This is a genomic window from Enterobacter cloacae complex sp. 2024EL-00227 (genome assembly GCF_043945315.1).
Lineage (GTDB): Bacteria > Pseudomonadota > Gammaproteobacteria > Enterobacterales > Enterobacteriaceae > Enterobacter > Enterobacter roggenkampii.
This window is the reverse complement of sequence record NZ_JBIMQP010000001.1, coordinates 573,303-586,785: the sequence shown is the minus strand read 5'-3', so window position 1 is coordinate 586,785 and position 13,483 is coordinate 573,303. Positions and strand designations below refer to the sequence as shown.

The window sequence follows — 13,483 nt, the reverse complement described above, 5'->3', positions numbered from 1 at the left end:
TTATCCGTGCTTGGGAAAGGCGATCAGGTTGTCGTCCTGGTCCTGATGCTCGTTTTTGGTATTTCGTGCATCACGATCATTCTGATTGCGTTTCTTCTGGTCGCGGCTTTCGCCGTTGGTTGCGTGGGAATGGATCTGGAGGTCACGGCGCTGAGCCAGAATAGTTCGCTGCAGCTCAACAATCTGCTTGCGTAGGTCTTTGATAAGCCCTTCGTCACGGCCCTCTCCGCGAATTCGCTCTTCTTTGCGCAAATCCTTGCGTAAAACGGTGATATAGAGCTGATTATTTGCCAGTTCTACGGCGGCCAAAAGGTCGGCTGGCGTCCAGCTGTCCAGAGCTTTCGATCTGATATTGTCATGCCAGAATGGTTCGGCTTTTTTCTCCAAACCTGCATGGGACGGAGGATCGATGGTGTCCACTGCTGCATTTTTCATGGCCTGAACCGCTGCCGCCGAACTGTCGGAACGGGTTCGTTTATCTGCCATATGTCAACACCTTAAAACTAAAAAAATCGGGTTAGCGTTAAAATCAAACTTTGGCGGCGGTCATTTGGGGCAAAGGTTTTGAAGATTTGATGCCCCCCCCTGCCCTGATGCGATTCATTCTCATTTGATATCATTGCATTTGAAATGATTTCACATGATAGGTAATCGACTTGCCGCCGCCGCGCTATGCCGAATGTTTGTCTACCTGTTCGAGTTTCTGAGTGCCTTTCCCACGCCCGGAGACAACATGCCCTGAGACGGTCACTGTCGGCACCTCTTGCCCTACAGCGTGCGAGAACTGAATGGATGTCACGCTCTTCATCTCCACGCCATCAATCGCCAGCTGAACAAACTTACCGTCTCGGTATTCAATGATGAGGTCTTTCATTACGTGCTCCAGTGAGACGCAGGATCGAGCGGGTAGCCGTTGGCATCACAGCCTATTACCGCGCCGCTCTTCTCCATTCTCTGTTTCGTTGAGTCATGATGCGCTTTGCACAGTGGCTGCCAGTTTTCTTTACTCCAGAACAGGAGCTGTGCTTTCGATATGGCCAGCGGGTTACCTGACTTAAGCGCATCTTTGAGTTTGTGGGGCTCGATATGGTCAACCACCGTTGCTGGGGTTATGCGCCCCTGCTGCTCGCACATCACACATAGTGGGTGCTGCTGCAGGAAACGCAGACGGGCCTTATCCCATCGGCTGCTATATACGCGGGGCTCTTTGTTCATGCCAGTCTCCATGCGCGGCGGCGTTCCGTCCTCGGTTCGTTGTCAGGGTGACGCTCAACCGTCGGGAGGTCAGCGTGATCCACCAGCGAGTAACACGGATAAATCACCCGGCCACCGAATGCCTCACCTACGGCGTAATCAGCTGCCAGCGTTTTATTCCATGCGTTAAGCATGCGCGCCAGCCTGCCCTGAGGAGGGCTATAACATACGCCATGAATCAGTTTGCTAAGAACAAGGTAATCAGCGTTTACTCTGTCTGATTCCAACAGCATTCCGGCAATCTCTTTCTGATACTGCGGCGGTCGGCCGGTACCGAGATAAAAGCTCAACATGTCGTCAGGAAAACGAGTCAGCCAGTCAGTGACCTTTTCGGTGAATCCATGTACCGGCAGCGCGTCGTCTTCCAACACCACTACACGGCAAGGCTGCTCGGCTGCCCACTCGATAGCGCGCCGATGATTCCAGTTAGCACCGTGATTCCCTTCATCGATAAGCAGGTGCGCGCCAAGTTCGCCAGCAAGCAATGCAGCTGAGGCATAACGGGAATGGTGACCAACCACGACATACTTCACTTGTGTTTCCACCATGCGACCTCCTTACCGATCCCATCAGTTTTGAAAACAGTATGCACATGAGGTCCGGTAATAACCTTTCCTGCGAATGAATGAGCGACAATACCGAACGCCAGCATGTCACCCACCGCGGCGCCAGCCTGTTCTTTCTTCCAGAAACGATAACTCTCGATCCGGTAGTAAAGACGGATGATGCCGTGAGCAAACGCCATTACATCAGCGCGGGTACCGCCCAGCAGGCCAGCGTTAAGCATCACATGATTTCTGTGCGCTTCAATGAAATCCTGATAGATACGCTCCGGATGATTCTGCTTTGCCCAAGTGTCGGAGTACGTCTTCGGTTCAGAACCGACGTAAACATTCCCGGGCTGCATTTCATCCCATGGCGCGCGCAGCATTTCGACATCAGTACCATCGGTACACCAGACGAACCGGTATTCTGGGTGATCGCGTAGATGCTGCCAGATGTGAAGCCAGCGCCGAAAGTAAACATTCATCTTCACGTCAGGCACGCGGTACAGCTCAACGTCTGCCGGGGCTGTCTGCAGTTCATCCACCAGCGCGATACGACCACAATTCTGAAGCGAGGCCGCCCATTTGCTCAGCATGTCAGGCGAAGCCACCATTTTCTTGCCGCGCTGCGGGTCGGGCTGGCTGGTCAGTAGCGTAGTGATAACCACGTCGCGCCGCTTGCGGTATTCAACGTAACCGGTAAACCCGGCATCACGTCGTTCGTTGTGGATCTTCACGTTACGTTCCACCAGCGCCTGGCGGTCGGGCCTCGGTACTGAACGCTCTACGGCCTCATGCTCATCGAGAGAATGAATCAGCTTTTCTGAACCGACGACATCAGCGTAAGCCCAGGTCGTCAGGCCAGCGTTATGGATGCGCAGGGCAAGGTCGCTGTGTTCGTACATGCCGCGACCGTAAACCGGATCGAAACCGCCAACCATCTCGATAGCGCTACAGTGGTAATACAGCATCACGCCGCGCTGCCCGGTATACGCCACATGCTGATCGTCACGGTAAAGCACCGAAAGGTCATTCAACTTGTTGCGGCCAGCCAGATCGAGAAACTGGTAAGCCAGATGTGGCTCGGGTGATTCGATGTAGGGAAGATGCCAGTTATCGGCGATTGGATAAGCATCGTCATCCCATAAGAAAAGATGCTCGCATCCGGCATCCATTAACGCTGACATGCTGGCATTCTTCGAAGCAACAATGCCGAGTGATGTTTCATGGCGTACCAGCTGCACGCCGTTCGGAACGACTGCGGAAGGTTTAGAACCATCATCTATAACAACCACCAGCGCGCCGGCGGGCAAATGCTTCATGTGCTGCTCAAGCACCCGCTTCAGAACGTCGGCTCTATTGTGGGTAGAGATGGCAATGCCGATCCGAGTCGCTGAGGCGCAGGCAGGCACATACGGGACACCATCAATAGTGACCTGCATATGATTTTCCTTTTAGGCGTGAGCCTGTCGCACGGCGAAGCCGCCGAAAGTTAACGGTTTGCCCAGGCTCACAGCTGAAAGACTTTCTTTGATGTGCGCGTGCGATGCGCATTAAAAAGCCCCGCGGGTGCGAGGCCGTTTTATACCTTGTAGGGGATAAGCGTTGTCTTATCCGCTGAAGGGGATAATCAGAACTATTGCGAGGATCTGGTTTCTTTCTGGCAGTTTGCCTGCCACGCTTTGTTATGCGTCAGGATGTCTTTCTTCGTCTGGGGGTCCAGTACATCCCAGTCGTGATCCGTTCCGTAGATGGGTTTAACCCAGTCGCAAGCCGTGTCCACTACCTCAACCTTTACGGGTCCAGTTGTCCCGCAGCTCGCGATCAACATCGTCGCCAGACATATGGTTAACAGTCTGCTGTACATTGCTGGCCTCTTTGGTTGCTTCTACCCGGCGTTCGGCTACTGCTTCAGTGGCTGCGGCCTTTTCTTCGGTGCGCTGCTGCTCTGCTTTGGCTTCCGCTTTGCTGGTGCCGCGTGAATGACCTAGGCCAAACGCGGCGGCAATAGCAGCAAAAACCGCGACAACGAGTCCGGTAATCATCTCAAGCGTCATATAACTACCCGCTCCTTTACCCAGCCATAAACAAACGTTTCGTTCGCGCTGCGCTGTTCTGCCAGCTCAAGATAACGCTGACCTTGGCTACAATTCAGGGCCCGAAGCATAACCAGCTCACCCTCTTTTCCGCGCCGGGAAAGATAGCTTTTTAACGCGCTGATAGTTCGCGGACCAATAAAACCATCTGCAATCAGATCGGGATAGAGCGTGCCCTGAATGTTGAACACGTTCAGCCAGCGCTGGAACCATTTGGTCTGAACCGATGGGCCCATGTTTACACCAGTGTCGCAGAGTTCTGCAGCGATAGCTGGTGATACCTCTGAAACAAGGTCGAAGCGTGGCCCTGTCCAGTAGTCAGCCGTCAGGATATCCAGCGCCTGCTGGCGGGTAAGGTTTCGCATATCTCCGGTGAATCCGTGGGCGCGAGCTACCGCTTGTGTGATTCCCCAGTTTGTTGGGCCGCCTTTGTCGTCGGGGTGATTAACATACCCGCCCTCTTTGCCGAGGATGGCATTAAAAATTTCGTCTTTGGTCATTAGTGCCTCAGATGATCAACCAGGCGCGCAACGTTGCCTCTGACGGCCACCAGCACGGAAAGGAAAATGATGTTGGCCCCAATAGTGGCCCATGACGAATGAGGATAAATCCCGCACAGGTAGGCCAACGGCACAGCGCTGTACGTGACAGTAATCAGCCAGGCTAAACGGGAAACCCACGGGCGATGCCGGGAATCGCCACGACGATAAAACATCAGGGTAATCACCACCCCGGCGCAGAGCAGAGCATTTAATGTTGCAGTTGGGTCATTTAGTACCACCTGAACCTCCCCGGCGCGTTATCAGCGCCACCAGCGAGCCGACATCCTGGTTATTCAGGAACGTCAGGATTTTGACGGCTAATGCAGAAATGATTACGGCACCGATGGCGTCCAGAGGTTTATCACTGTAACCGGTCCAGGCAGATAACTTTGAGCCTACCAGCCCGGAGCATAAGATCCCGGCGATATACGACACTATGAAATATGCCAGCCGGCGGGTTGCACTCAGATCAGCTGCTGTGGCGATATAGAATACGGCACCTGCAAATGCGCCAAATACCACACCATAATCGGTGCCTGTAAGCAGGCCATAGATACTGGCACCCGTCAGAGCGCCACCGGCTAAGCCAGTGCCGGAAATCGGATCGGACATCGGTCCCCCTCAATGCTGTGAATCCTCTCAATATGAGGGGAAGTAAGGCAGCCAAACGAATCAATTTCAAAAGTGAAACTAAGATATGGTGATCTCAATTGCATGGCGATAAAATAAACGGTCCACTATCGAATGGAGCGATTCATGATTTTTCTTCGAACAGAAAATGGCAGCGAAAAAGTTGACGACTGGGAGCTAATCACTTCAAGACCAAATTTTGTTGCCAAAATAGCAAAAGGCGATCATCAGTTTGAGGAGATTATTGGTTACTATAAATTTAAGGAAGAAATCCACTGTGGTTTAACTGGATGCAACCAGCCACACCAAATGGGTTACATCGTCAAAACCTCAAGAGGTATAGAAACCAACATCGGCAACAAATGTGGAAAAAACGAATTTGGAGTTGAGTTTGGTGAAAACGTTCTCAGTTTCAATAAATTCATGGAGATCGAAACAAACCGAGAAATTATTAGCACCGCAAAAGATAAGTGTGATGCATGGAAAAAAAATATTGAAGCGCTACGAAGCGTCAAGCCCACTATCGATTATCTGTCGTTTGCTATTGAAAAAAGTAAAAACTCCAATTTTTCTGGCAGGCTTGGGGCTGCAGAAATCCGTCTATTAGAAAAAAATCAGAGTGGCTTTGTGACTCTTTCAGAAGTTGAAACTGATAAGAAGACAAGAACCATTCTTTTTGCAATGAATAAGCATATGCGGGATTCTGGAGAGGCAACAAGCGAGTACGACATGGGGAAAGTATCATTTACCCATGTGCTGCTACCCGAAAATAATCTTCGAAATTTATTTGTATCTATAAGTGAAGACATCAAAAAAATTCGTACCATTGACCTATCGACAGCACCAAGCCCTGAGATTGCTGAAACTGCCAGAATCGCGGCCACAATTGAAGAACGAATCAAACAACTAAAAAACCTAAAACATCAAGCCGGTAAGTTCTTAACTAAAAAGAACCTATTACCTATAGCAAATAAAATAAAATACTCTTCGACAGCAGAAGAAATCGAGCTTAAAAACTTTATGGGCTTTTTAGGTTGGCTTAAGTAATAAAAAAGCCCCGAGAGGGGCTTCATGTTGAAATCTTTTAGGCGTTACTCCGCATGATTAGAAGCATACATGACAAGTTCGGACAAAATCAAGCTTTATGTAGTGAAAAAACTAAACTTTGCTGCTTTCTTCACAGCTACTGGTTACAGCCTGAAATTCCCTTGCCGCCTTCCCCTCCTCTTGCTGGCAAATGCTCACCAACGCCTCAAGAAACGGTTTCCAGTTGCGAGTCCATGTTCTGACGTGCAGATCCGGAACGCGCTTCAGTATCACTTTATAGGCTGCGGTAGACGGCACCGCAGAAAATCCATTTCCGCTGCAGCGCTCGCAGGTTTTAAACACCGGAGCGCCGCGCTCGCTTGTGGCCTTGCGGTCTAGAACCTCGCCTTTACCGCCGCAACGACAACGGGCGCTGATCGTTCCCTTGCCTTCGCAAGCATCACAGACCGCCGGTACAACCTCTGTTACCTCCGTCCACTGCTCCCAGTCAGACGGTCGAACAGCACGAGAGCGGCAGGCCCAGTATGGAGCTTTACCCCATGGGTACGAAACCTTGCGGATAATCTGCTCGCGGGTTGTTCGTCCGGTACCACTGCAACTGTGACACGTCACGCTGGTAGCCGCAGAACGTGAGTAATCAGCAAAGGCAAATTGTGCCAATATCTGCATACACCATCCGAACTGGCCACCAGCTGCTTTGCGAACATTCTTCGGTGCGACATCCATCGCATATCGCGCCAGCGCCTGAACTGCGAGCTGTTCATCGGTTTTGCTGATTCCCGCTTTACCGAAGAACGCCGCCAGGCCGAAGCGCGCACGGCTGCTGGTGGTGCCAATCGCCGCCATTACATCTGTTCCTGTAAGGCGGTCCGGAGAGGTTCCTTTCACGTCGTCGCTGATGTGCATACCCTGAGGGCTAAAGTGTTTTAGTGATGCTTCAAGTTCCATATCTCAAACCCTCGTTACGTTGCTGGCTTCCCACTCGAGATCAAGCTCGCTTTGCGGCTTACCGACCAGGTAGTTAAATGGTTTTTTCTCGCCTTCCAGGAACTGGTGAGAGCGAGAGTCGAAATTAGCTCCGATGTCTCCGATCCACCCTTCGCCTTCTCGTTGCTTCAACAAACGAATCATTGAGGCGGGGAGATTGATCGCGGCCTGTTCGTCTTTGTCGAGGCTCTCATAACCCATACGATCCGCTTTTCTCTGCGCCAGCTCACGGGGAATGTTGCGCCAGACGGCCATAACGTTGTCGGGCATGTCGGTTAAGGCGCCAGTGCCTTTTACGTCCATCTTTCCGGTTGGAGCGGAGTCGTTTGTTTTTCTGGCGTGGGTAACCAGCAGGACGTGACAGTTATGCTCGTTCTTGAAGTCGCACAGCGTATCGATGAAGTCCTTCTGACCTGTGTAGTCTTCTTCGTCTAAGCCACATTTAGCCAGGTTATCTATGACGAACAGCTCAATGCCATAGCGGCGCCGGGCATAGGCAAAAATCTCAAGAAGCCGGTCTGCTTTGGCCGTTCCGGTAAGTTTGAATACCCAAAGGCGGTCAGAAAACCATTCGTTGGTCATAATGATTTCTTCACGTTTCGGTGAGGAAGTGCAGATGGTTTGCCGCGTGAGTCGGGCAAGCATTTTGCCTGGTTTAAGCTCCAGAGAAGCAATACACGTCCTGACGCCCTGACTCATCGCATCAATCGCGATATGTCCAACGAGCTCTGTTTTTCCATGTCCATTCACCCCATTGACGAGGGTCAGTTCACCGGCACGGAACTTAAAGTTGTTGTTCAGCGAAGCCCATGGGCTTGTAAACAGACCGGTATCCCGATGTTCGAATGCCTCGATAGTTTCCTGAAGCAAGTCACCTGCTGAGCAAAGCTCATCGGGATCGAAGAATTTGGCGCGCTCCATGTATTCCAGAATGGAGTCGCTGTCCATGCCGTTCATCAGGCAATCGTTGATATCTTTGTGGGGAAGTTCAACCATGCGGCAACGATGTTCCCCAAGACGTCTGGCGATTTCTTTTGCAGCTTCACGGCCTACATCGTCGTTGTCCAGGCACAGCCAAATTTCCTGGAAGCGATCGAGGTTATGGTATTCATATTCAATCCACTGCTGTTTGGCACCCTTACCGCCGCCAAAGGGAACAGACAGGGCATCATAGCCAAGCTGCGTGAAGGTCATGCAGTCAATCTCCCCCTCGCACAGCACTACCAGGCGGGTATTTTTATCCAGCGCCTGCCAGCCAAACAGGCATGGTTCACAATCAGCTTCAGCCATAATTAGCTTTTTGCCGTTTGGCCGTTCGGTACCGATACGTTTTACCTGAAGCAGTTCGCCGTTCCGGATATACGGAAATGCCACGGCAGGCACCTCTCGGTTTTCGTCGTGGTACCAGACCACCGCATCTGTCACTTTAAAACGATCGGCCGTTTCACGGGTAATGCCACGTGAAGCAAGATAGTCGTAGCATTTGCTGGCCGATTTAACGCCCTTCTTCGTCGGGCGAGAGAACGTTTTTTTCTTCGCTTCGAAGTGGTGATCGTCATCTTTCAGGCCAAGAAACTCTTTCGCCTCTCGCATTGCATCGTGCAGTTGGCAATTACGCACCAGCACCCAGAGATCCAGCAGGTCACCACTGTCTCCGCTGGCAAAGTCAGCCCATGATTTTTTACCGCCGATATTGACCTTGAGGCTTTTGCCTGAGTCACCGTTCGTATTGCCAGCACACCACTCCTTCCCCTCCAGATGTCCTTTCGGAAGGAGAAACTTAGCGACGCGTTCAGCGTTATCCCATAGTTTTTCTGATATTTCAGCTGGGCTCATAACTCACAAACTCCGTAAATCGAATTTAACAAAAAACCATCTCACAAATCCCTCGCACAGAACGCCGTGGTTATATCCGGCCACCAGCAAACGCTTGAGGAGTATTTTCATGGGCGATACCCGCCACGGTTCATGCGATCGATCGCTGACTGATTGATAAACACTTCGGCAGAGCCGTCATCAGACTTTGCGTACCACTCGTAGCGGGACTGGTCTTGTCGGGTAGGGACTTTGTTTTCCTGGGTCTCTACCAGCCACGGTTCATCGAAATGTTTATCCGGCCCGAAGAACGTCGCCGCCTGCTTGACGAACGAAGTACCGATCTTTCCCTCAGAGGCCATGAAAGCTGCGTAGCGCTTAACCCCTTCCAGCATCGTCTCTGGTTTTACGCCCTGTTTAATACGTGCGTTCCAGGCTTTGAATGCGCTTAGCTTGTTATTTCCACCGCTACGTTTTGGGTATGCCTGCCAGGCTTCTTCAAATGCAGGAGAATAATCAGTTGAAGATTTCACTTTCGGTGTGTCGGCTTCAGCCGATGCACCAAGATATTTATTCTCTGTATTAATCTTCTGTGTAGTCTCCTGGTAATCTACTGTATGAATGGATGCGGAATTTCCACATGACTGCTCGTTGGTTTTACCCATACCTGCATGCTGGTTTTCCGCATCACTGTTTGCGGAAATTCCGCATCCTTGTTTGTTGGTTTTCCCCATACCTGCATGCTGGTTTTCGCCGAGTAGAAGTTCTTCCAAGCGCTCCTGGTTTACTCTGAAATATAATTTTGCTGGGATGCCACGTTTTGCTTCTTCCAGTACGCCACAGGAAACCAGCTTTTTACGCGCTCCCTCTTGTTCGTAACGCGTTAATCCAGTCTCTTCTTCGAGATCTGACTGGGTTTTGTAGAACCAATTCCCTTCCATGCGGTTCTGCCAATAGACAATCTGTGACAATAGCAATGCACCTGTAATACCCACGCCAAGGCGAACGAAGGACCGTTGAAAGGCTATTGGACGATCAACGAGCTGTAAGAAATTGCTCACTCCACAACCCTCCTGAAATAATTTTGAAACTTCCAGACAGGCTGCATGCATTCATGCGGATAATTCTGCCTGGTGAAATACACCTGCTGCTTATCCCGATTCCAGCCGGTGACATGCACAATCACACCGCGCGGATCGCGATAATCGATATCCAATGGCTTAATTTGGTTTTCGGTAGTGATTGAGTGCGACATATCACACCTCATTGCCCGGGTGAGGGAATGTATCTGGAAGGTCTGGGCGGATCTGGTAGGCTTTAACTTCGCCACCAGTAGCTTTAACAATGGACATGACATGATCAGCCTTAACCCGGCTACCATTAAGCCAGCGAAATACAGCCGGTTGAGTAACCCCGCACGCCCTTGCTAATGCAGCTTGGCCGCCGAGAATATCGATAGCTCTCTTGACATGTTGATTGATCATAAAAATACCAAAAGTTATTGAACATAGGGAAAGAGTATAGCCTTGAATAACTTTATGCAATAACTTATCGTATTTGCCACTTAATAACTTTTTGTATAGGCTTATTGGTATGAACACATTCTCAGATCGTCTTCAAAAAGCGATGGTTGACGCAGGCCTTACACAGGCAGAATTAGCGATGAAAGTTGGGGTTTCGCAACCAGCTATCTGGCGTCTTGTTGCAGGAAAAACCAACACAACACGTAAGTTGGTTGAGATTGCTAATGCGCTGGGTGTGAGCCCTGAGTGGCTATCAACTGGAAAAAATCATGTGCCTCATAGACAGGGCTATGTGATAGAGACCATGCCCGAAAGGGAGGTAAAGGATAACGCTGGCATATTCAGGGTCGAGGTTCTTGACCTTTCAGTGAGTGCAGGGCCTGGCACGTTCATGCTTTCAGAATATGTGGAGGTTTTACACGCTATTGAGTTCACGACTCAACATGCAAAATCCCTCTTCGGGAATCGTAGTGAAGATGTCGTAAAAGTAATGACCGTCAATGGCGACAGCATGGCCAGCACGTTCAATTCCGGTGATCGTGTCTTCGTAGACATTTCCGTCCGACACTTTCTAACGGATGGTGTGTATGTGTTTGTTTTTGGTAAAACATTTCACCTAAAACGTCTCCAGATGCAGGGAAACAGGCTGGCAGTCTTATCGGATAATCCGGCATATGAGAAATGGTATATCACGGAAGAAAACCAAGATGACCTTTACGTGATGGGTAAAGCCATAATGCATGAATCAATCAATTACAATAGGCTCTAACCTTCAACACCCCACCTTTTGAAGCCGCTTAAAAGCGGCTTTTTCTTTGTCTGTAGCTGTAAGCATGCAGTTTAATAACAAAATTTAATCAAAAAAATCAATGCATTAAACTAAATCGCAAAAGAAAAATAAGTTTTGTTATTGCAATAAGTTATTGCATGACTTAAAGTTCATTCATCGGCAAACAACGGAGCCAATGAAATGAATACTCAAATCACCGTAGCCAAAACCATCGGCAAAAGAATATTAAATCAAAGATCTTCGCTTCGACTGTCTCAGGATTTTTTGGCTGATCATCTTGGTTTAACAACTGAAACCATTAACAACTGGGAAACGGAAAAAACTGTTCCGTTTGCTGACCAGTTAATCCAATTGGCTAACATTCTTCATTCTGATGTTCTGTGGCTCATTTCAGGAAACGAGCAGTGTGGTGAATTTACAGAGCCAACAAGCATTATAACTTCCAATCAACTTAATTCATGGTCTGCGGATATTGGCAATTGCAGAATGGCTTTATCCAACGCTATGGATTGTATGCCTCAGGAATTGTCGGCTATCGGTACGCTAACTATCGTTTATGAAAAATTAGACGACTTGCAAGAAACCATCTGCAAGCAAGCCGACAAGATTTAAAATTAATTAACATTATTTAATTAACACCTTTCTTGGTGGGGCCAAACTCACCCTGAGGAAATGAAAATGCAAAATTCCGTCGCAATTAATAAGCCAATTAAAACGCCTCAGATGCTGTTCGGATCTGACAACATTAATGACTTTGGCAACCGCGTTCAAAGCTGCCGGATGGAAGGTGATTCAATGCAGCCGACCATCGAACCATGTGAGGTTGTGGCTTTCGTTGATTGCGGTGGACATGCGCTTACCTCTGGCATTTATGTTTACACAATGGATGCTTTTGGTCGCCCATGCCTTTTCATTAAGAGAATTGAGCCATTAGCTGATGGCTCATTAAAAATCATCTCTGATAACCATCATTACGAAACTTTCACCCTTAACACCGATGAACAGAAAGAAATCAAAATTCACGGTCGGGTGGTCGCTTCTTTGGCCGTGAGGCGCTTCGTATGACTTTCATCATTGATAAATCGGCATATAGAACAGCATGCCTTTATGCCGCTAGTGGTTATGAGGTAATTGCGCGCTTGTATCTTAAAAAGGCATATGGACGTTAATTATGGGCGTATTTAAAAGACATGATATTCAGTGTGTGAATATCAAAGCTGAGCAACTGGCGGGCCTATCTCAAACATTATTTGAACATCGAGACAATCTCGACCACTTTCAACTTAAAACGATTTGCGCTCTTGTTTATGACATTGCTTCTGACATTCATAACTGGACAGAAAAAGAAGAGGAAATTGTTATGAGCTTAGAGGAGGAGGCGCGCCGCAATGGATAATTTAATCAACACCTATCGACGCAGAATTGCAAACGCGGCATTGGCGCGACTCAAACGTAAGACTGGTGGAAACCTACTCATTATAAAACTGCCAGATAACAAAATTGAAACCGTAGAAGTAAAAGAGCATTTCATGAATCAGCTGTTATTACGGTTTGAAGGATTAACTCGCGGAGGGCTTAACCGATATGAGGGTGACGCTACTATCAAAACCGCATATCAAAATGCAATAGGAATTAATAAACACACCGAATATCTGACAGATTCAGGGAAATTAATTATCGACGAACTTCTGAACGAGGTTGTTGATTACGTGAAGCAGAAACATGTAAGCAGAGGAATTAACTGATGGCAGAAAATAACGACAGCATCAAGCGGCTTGTCGCCAGGCTGAAAGATATCCACGAAAGGACAGGTATGAATTTCCCTGCATGGATGATGGATGAAAATCGCAGCGGAGACCACGAGCTTAGTGCTGCCGAGCAGCATGAATGGGCTGAAATCATCTGTGAGTCCATGCGCGGAACTGTCGCCCTCCTCTACCTGATTGAATGCGAAAAGCGCTGGGGGCTGCGTGAGGGTGAGTATGTGTTCAGAAGTGAAGAGAGAGTCTTAGGCCTTACAAGAGCGCTGATTGAGAACGTACTAATCAAGTACGTGGAAGAAGACCTTCTCCTGCACAAGCCAACAGAGCGCTATATGGCCGTGTTCCAGTTCTACTGGGCAAATGAGCAGCGCGTTCAAGCAGGTGAAGCGTCATGGTTCAACGAATTCCTGGATGGGATTTTTTTAGATGTCGCGCGCCGGTTGCGTGCCGGTGAAAAGCCTCCAGTAAAACCAATTTTGCATTAAGGAGAA

General features: G+C 49.1%; 21 protein-coding genes. 7 read left to right on the top strand and 14 right to left on the bottom strand.

Features of this window, described 5'->3' with window-relative positions:
• From ACHH0Z_RS02860 to ACHH0Z_RS02820, 9 genes are all read right to left on the bottom strand, one after another.
• On the bottom strand, positions 1 to 486 hold the full coding sequence (locus ACHH0Z_RS02860) for a hypothetical protein (RefSeq protein WP_045407331.1): 486 nt from the start codon (positions 484 to 486) through the stop codon (positions 1 to 3).
• Positions 487 to 670: 184 nt separating this feature from the next.
• On the bottom strand, positions 671 to 874 hold the full coding sequence (locus ACHH0Z_RS02855) for a hypothetical protein (RefSeq protein ID WP_045407334.1): 204 nt from the start codon (positions 872 to 874) through the stop codon (positions 671 to 673).
• Positions 874 to 1,215 carry an HNH endonuclease signature motif containing protein gene (locus tag ACHH0Z_RS02850; RefSeq protein ID WP_045407336.1) on the bottom strand — a complete coding sequence of 114 codons (342 nt, stop codon included), beginning with the start codon at positions 1,213 to 1,215 and terminating at the stop codon, positions 874 to 876. The genes ACHH0Z_RS02855 and ACHH0Z_RS02850 overlap by 1 nt, the downstream gene beginning before the upstream one ends.
• Complete coding sequence (locus ACHH0Z_RS02845) at positions 1,212 to 1,802, bottom strand: hypothetical protein (protein WP_045407343.1); 591 nt, start codon at positions 1,800 to 1,802, stop codon at positions 1,212 to 1,214. Before ACHH0Z_RS02845 ends, ACHH0Z_RS02850 begins: the two co-directional genes overlap by 4 nt.
• Positions 1,784 to 3,241 (bottom strand): glycosyltransferase family 2 protein, encoded by a 1,458-nt coding sequence (locus tag ACHH0Z_RS02840; protein ID WP_045407349.1) that lies wholly within the window; start codon positions 3,239 to 3,241, stop codon positions 1,784 to 1,786. The genes ACHH0Z_RS02845 and ACHH0Z_RS02840 overlap by 19 nt, the downstream gene beginning before the upstream one ends.
• Before the next feature lie 345 nt (positions 3,242 to 3,586).
• Complete coding sequence (locus ACHH0Z_RS02835; RefSeq protein WP_045407354.1) at positions 3,587 to 3,856, bottom strand: hypothetical protein; 270 nt, start codon at positions 3,854 to 3,856, stop codon at positions 3,587 to 3,589.
• The gene (locus ACHH0Z_RS02830) at positions 3,853 to 4,395 is read right to left on the bottom strand and encodes a glycoside hydrolase family 108 protein (protein ID WP_023315880.1); all 543 of its coding nucleotides are present in this window, start codon (positions 4,393 to 4,395) and stop codon (positions 3,853 to 3,855) included. The genes ACHH0Z_RS02835 and ACHH0Z_RS02830 overlap by 4 nt, the downstream gene beginning before the upstream one ends.
• Entirely contained in the window at positions 4,395 to 4,676 is a 282-nt protein-coding gene (locus ACHH0Z_RS02825; protein WP_065187067.1) for a phage holin family protein, read from the bottom strand. Before ACHH0Z_RS02825 ends, ACHH0Z_RS02830 begins: the two co-directional genes overlap by 1 nt.
• The gene (locus tag ACHH0Z_RS02820; protein WP_001283165.1) at positions 4,663 to 5,049 is read right to left on the bottom strand and encodes a phage holin family protein; all 387 of its coding nucleotides are present in this window, start codon (positions 5,047 to 5,049) and stop codon (positions 4,663 to 4,665) included. Before ACHH0Z_RS02820 ends, ACHH0Z_RS02825 begins: the two co-directional genes overlap by 14 nt.
• A gap of 144 nt (positions 5,050 to 5,193) precedes the next feature.
• On the opposite strand from ACHH0Z_RS02820, the gene ACHH0Z_RS02815 reads away from it, so the two are divergent.
• Positions 5,194 to 6,114 carry a hypothetical protein gene (locus tag ACHH0Z_RS02815; RefSeq protein ID WP_045407358.1) on the top strand — a complete coding sequence of 307 codons (921 nt, stop codon included), beginning with the start codon at positions 5,194 to 5,196 and terminating at the stop codon, positions 6,112 to 6,114.
• 111 nt (positions 6,115 to 6,225) lie between these two features.
• Here the strand turns inward: ACHH0Z_RS02815 and ACHH0Z_RS02810 are convergent, their stop codons facing one another.
• From ACHH0Z_RS02810 to ACHH0Z_RS02790, 5 genes are all read right to left on the bottom strand, one after another.
• Positions 6,226 to 7,062: an antitermination protein gene (locus tag ACHH0Z_RS02810; RefSeq protein WP_045407361.1), complete on the bottom strand. Its 837-nt coding sequence runs from the start codon at positions 7,060 to 7,062 to the stop codon at positions 6,226 to 6,228.
• 3 nt (positions 7,063 to 7,065) lie between these two features.
• Positions 7,066 to 8,937 (bottom strand): toprim domain-containing protein, encoded by a 1,872-nt coding sequence (locus ACHH0Z_RS02805; RefSeq protein ID WP_045407364.1) that lies wholly within the window; start codon positions 8,935 to 8,937, stop codon positions 7,066 to 7,068.
• Positions 8,938 to 9,044: 107 nt separating this feature from the next.
• The gene (locus ACHH0Z_RS02800; protein ID WP_032621743.1) at positions 9,045 to 9,977 is read right to left on the bottom strand and encodes a hypothetical protein; all 933 of its coding nucleotides are present in this window, start codon (positions 9,975 to 9,977) and stop codon (positions 9,045 to 9,047) included.
• Entirely contained in the window at positions 9,974 to 10,171 is a 198-nt protein-coding gene (locus ACHH0Z_RS02795; RefSeq protein ID WP_044901834.1) for a DUF4222 domain-containing protein, read from the bottom strand. Before ACHH0Z_RS02795 ends, ACHH0Z_RS02800 begins: the two co-directional genes overlap by 4 nt.
• Before the next feature lies 1 nt (position 10,172).
• Positions 10,173 to 10,517 (bottom strand): helix-turn-helix domain-containing protein, encoded by a 345-nt coding sequence (locus tag ACHH0Z_RS02790; protein WP_023150197.1) that lies wholly within the window; start codon positions 10,515 to 10,517, stop codon positions 10,173 to 10,175.
• Here ACHH0Z_RS02790 and ACHH0Z_RS02785 point away from each other — a divergent pair.
• From ACHH0Z_RS02785 to ACHH0Z_RS02760, 6 genes are all read left to right on the top strand, one after another.
• A complete protein-coding gene (locus tag ACHH0Z_RS02785) occupies positions 10,510 to 11,208 on the top strand; it encodes a helix-turn-helix transcriptional regulator (protein ID WP_023150198.1) in 699 nt (232 codons plus the stop codon). The genes ACHH0Z_RS02790 and ACHH0Z_RS02785 overlap by 8 nt on opposite strands.
• Positions 11,209 to 11,409: 201 nt before the next feature.
• Positions 11,410 to 11,841 carry a helix-turn-helix domain-containing protein gene (locus ACHH0Z_RS02780; RefSeq protein WP_045407368.1) on the top strand — a complete coding sequence of 144 codons (432 nt, stop codon included), beginning with the start codon at positions 11,410 to 11,412 and terminating at the stop codon, positions 11,839 to 11,841.
• A 66-nt stretch (positions 11,842 to 11,907) separates the two neighbouring features.
• Complete coding sequence (locus tag ACHH0Z_RS02775) at positions 11,908 to 12,294, top strand: S24 family peptidase (RefSeq protein ID WP_045407370.1); 387 nt, start codon at positions 11,908 to 11,910, stop codon at positions 12,292 to 12,294.
• Between the two features lie 106 nt (positions 12,295 to 12,400).
• On the top strand, positions 12,401 to 12,625 hold the full coding sequence (locus ACHH0Z_RS02770) for a hypothetical protein (protein ID WP_045407373.1): 225 nt from the start codon (positions 12,401 to 12,403) through the stop codon (positions 12,623 to 12,625).
• Positions 12,618 to 12,974 carry a hypothetical protein gene (locus ACHH0Z_RS02765; RefSeq protein ID WP_045407375.1) on the top strand — a complete coding sequence of 119 codons (357 nt, stop codon included), beginning with the start codon at positions 12,618 to 12,620 and terminating at the stop codon, positions 12,972 to 12,974. Before ACHH0Z_RS02770 ends, ACHH0Z_RS02765 begins: the two co-directional genes overlap by 8 nt.
• Positions 12,974 to 13,477 (top strand): hypothetical protein, encoded by a 504-nt coding sequence (locus ACHH0Z_RS02760; RefSeq protein ID WP_045407377.1) that lies wholly within the window; start codon positions 12,974 to 12,976, stop codon positions 13,475 to 13,477. Before ACHH0Z_RS02765 ends, ACHH0Z_RS02760 begins: the two co-directional genes overlap by 1 nt.
• The last annotated feature ends 6 nt before the right edge of the window (positions 13,478 to 13,483 follow it).

Excerpts from the sequence above, each read along its gene's own strand:
- ACHH0Z_RS02860 (WP_045407331.1), bottom strand. The coding sequence starts at position 486 with ATGGCAGATAAACGAACCCGTTCCGACAGTTCGGCGGCAGCGGTTCAG.
- ACHH0Z_RS02855 (WP_045407334.1), bottom strand. The coding sequence starts at position 874 with ATGAAAGACCTCATCATTGAATACCGAGACGGTAAGTTTGTTCAGCTG.
- ACHH0Z_RS02850 (WP_045407336.1), bottom strand. The coding sequence starts at position 1,215 with ATGAACAAAGAGCCCCGCGTATATAGCAGCCGATGGGATAAGGCCCGT.
- ACHH0Z_RS02845 (WP_045407343.1), bottom strand. The coding sequence starts at position 1,802 with ATGGTGGAAACACAAGTGAAGTATGTCGTGGTTGGTCACCATTCCCGT.
- ACHH0Z_RS02840 (WP_045407349.1), bottom strand. The coding sequence starts at position 3,241 with ATGCAGGTCACTATTGATGGTGTCCCGTATGTGCCTGCCTGCGCCTCA.
- ACHH0Z_RS02835 (WP_045407354.1), bottom strand. The coding sequence starts at position 3,856 with ATGACGCTTGAGATGATTACCGGACTCGTTGTCGCGGTTTTTGCTGCT.
- ACHH0Z_RS02830 (WP_023315880.1), bottom strand. The coding sequence starts at position 4,395 with ATGACCAAAGACGAAATTTTTAATGCCATCCTCGGCAAAGAGGGCGGG.
- ACHH0Z_RS02820 (WP_001283165.1), bottom strand. The coding sequence starts at position 5,049 with ATGTCCGATCCGATTTCCGGCACTGGCTTAGCCGGTGGCGCTCTGACG.
- ACHH0Z_RS02815 (WP_045407358.1), top strand. The coding sequence starts at position 5,194 with ATGATTTTTCTTCGAACAGAAAATGGCAGCGAAAAAGTTGACGACTGG.
- ACHH0Z_RS02810 (WP_045407361.1), bottom strand. The coding sequence starts at position 7,062 with ATGGAACTTGAAGCATCACTAAAACACTTTAGCCCTCAGGGTATGCAC.
- ACHH0Z_RS02805 (WP_045407364.1), bottom strand. The coding sequence starts at position 8,937 with ATGAGCCCAGCTGAAATATCAGAAAAACTATGGGATAACGCTGAACGC.
- ACHH0Z_RS02795 (WP_044901834.1), bottom strand. The coding sequence starts at position 10,171 with ATGTCGCACTCAATCACTACCGAAAACCAAATTAAGCCATTGGATATC.
- ACHH0Z_RS02785 (WP_023150198.1), top strand. The coding sequence starts at position 10,510 with ATGAACACATTCTCAGATCGTCTTCAAAAAGCGATGGTTGACGCAGGC.
- ACHH0Z_RS02780 (WP_045407368.1), top strand. The coding sequence starts at position 11,410 with ATGAATACTCAAATCACCGTAGCCAAAACCATCGGCAAAAGAATATTA.
- ACHH0Z_RS02775 (WP_045407370.1), top strand. The coding sequence starts at position 11,908 with ATGCAAAATTCCGTCGCAATTAATAAGCCAATTAAAACGCCTCAGATG.
- ACHH0Z_RS02770 (WP_045407373.1), top strand. The coding sequence starts at position 12,401 with ATGGGCGTATTTAAAAGACATGATATTCAGTGTGTGAATATCAAAGCT.
- ACHH0Z_RS02765 (WP_045407375.1), top strand. The coding sequence starts at position 12,618 with ATGGATAATTTAATCAACACCTATCGACGCAGAATTGCAAACGCGGCA.
- ACHH0Z_RS02760 (WP_045407377.1), top strand. The coding sequence starts at position 12,974 with ATGGCAGAAAATAACGACAGCATCAAGCGGCTTGTCGCCAGGCTGAAA.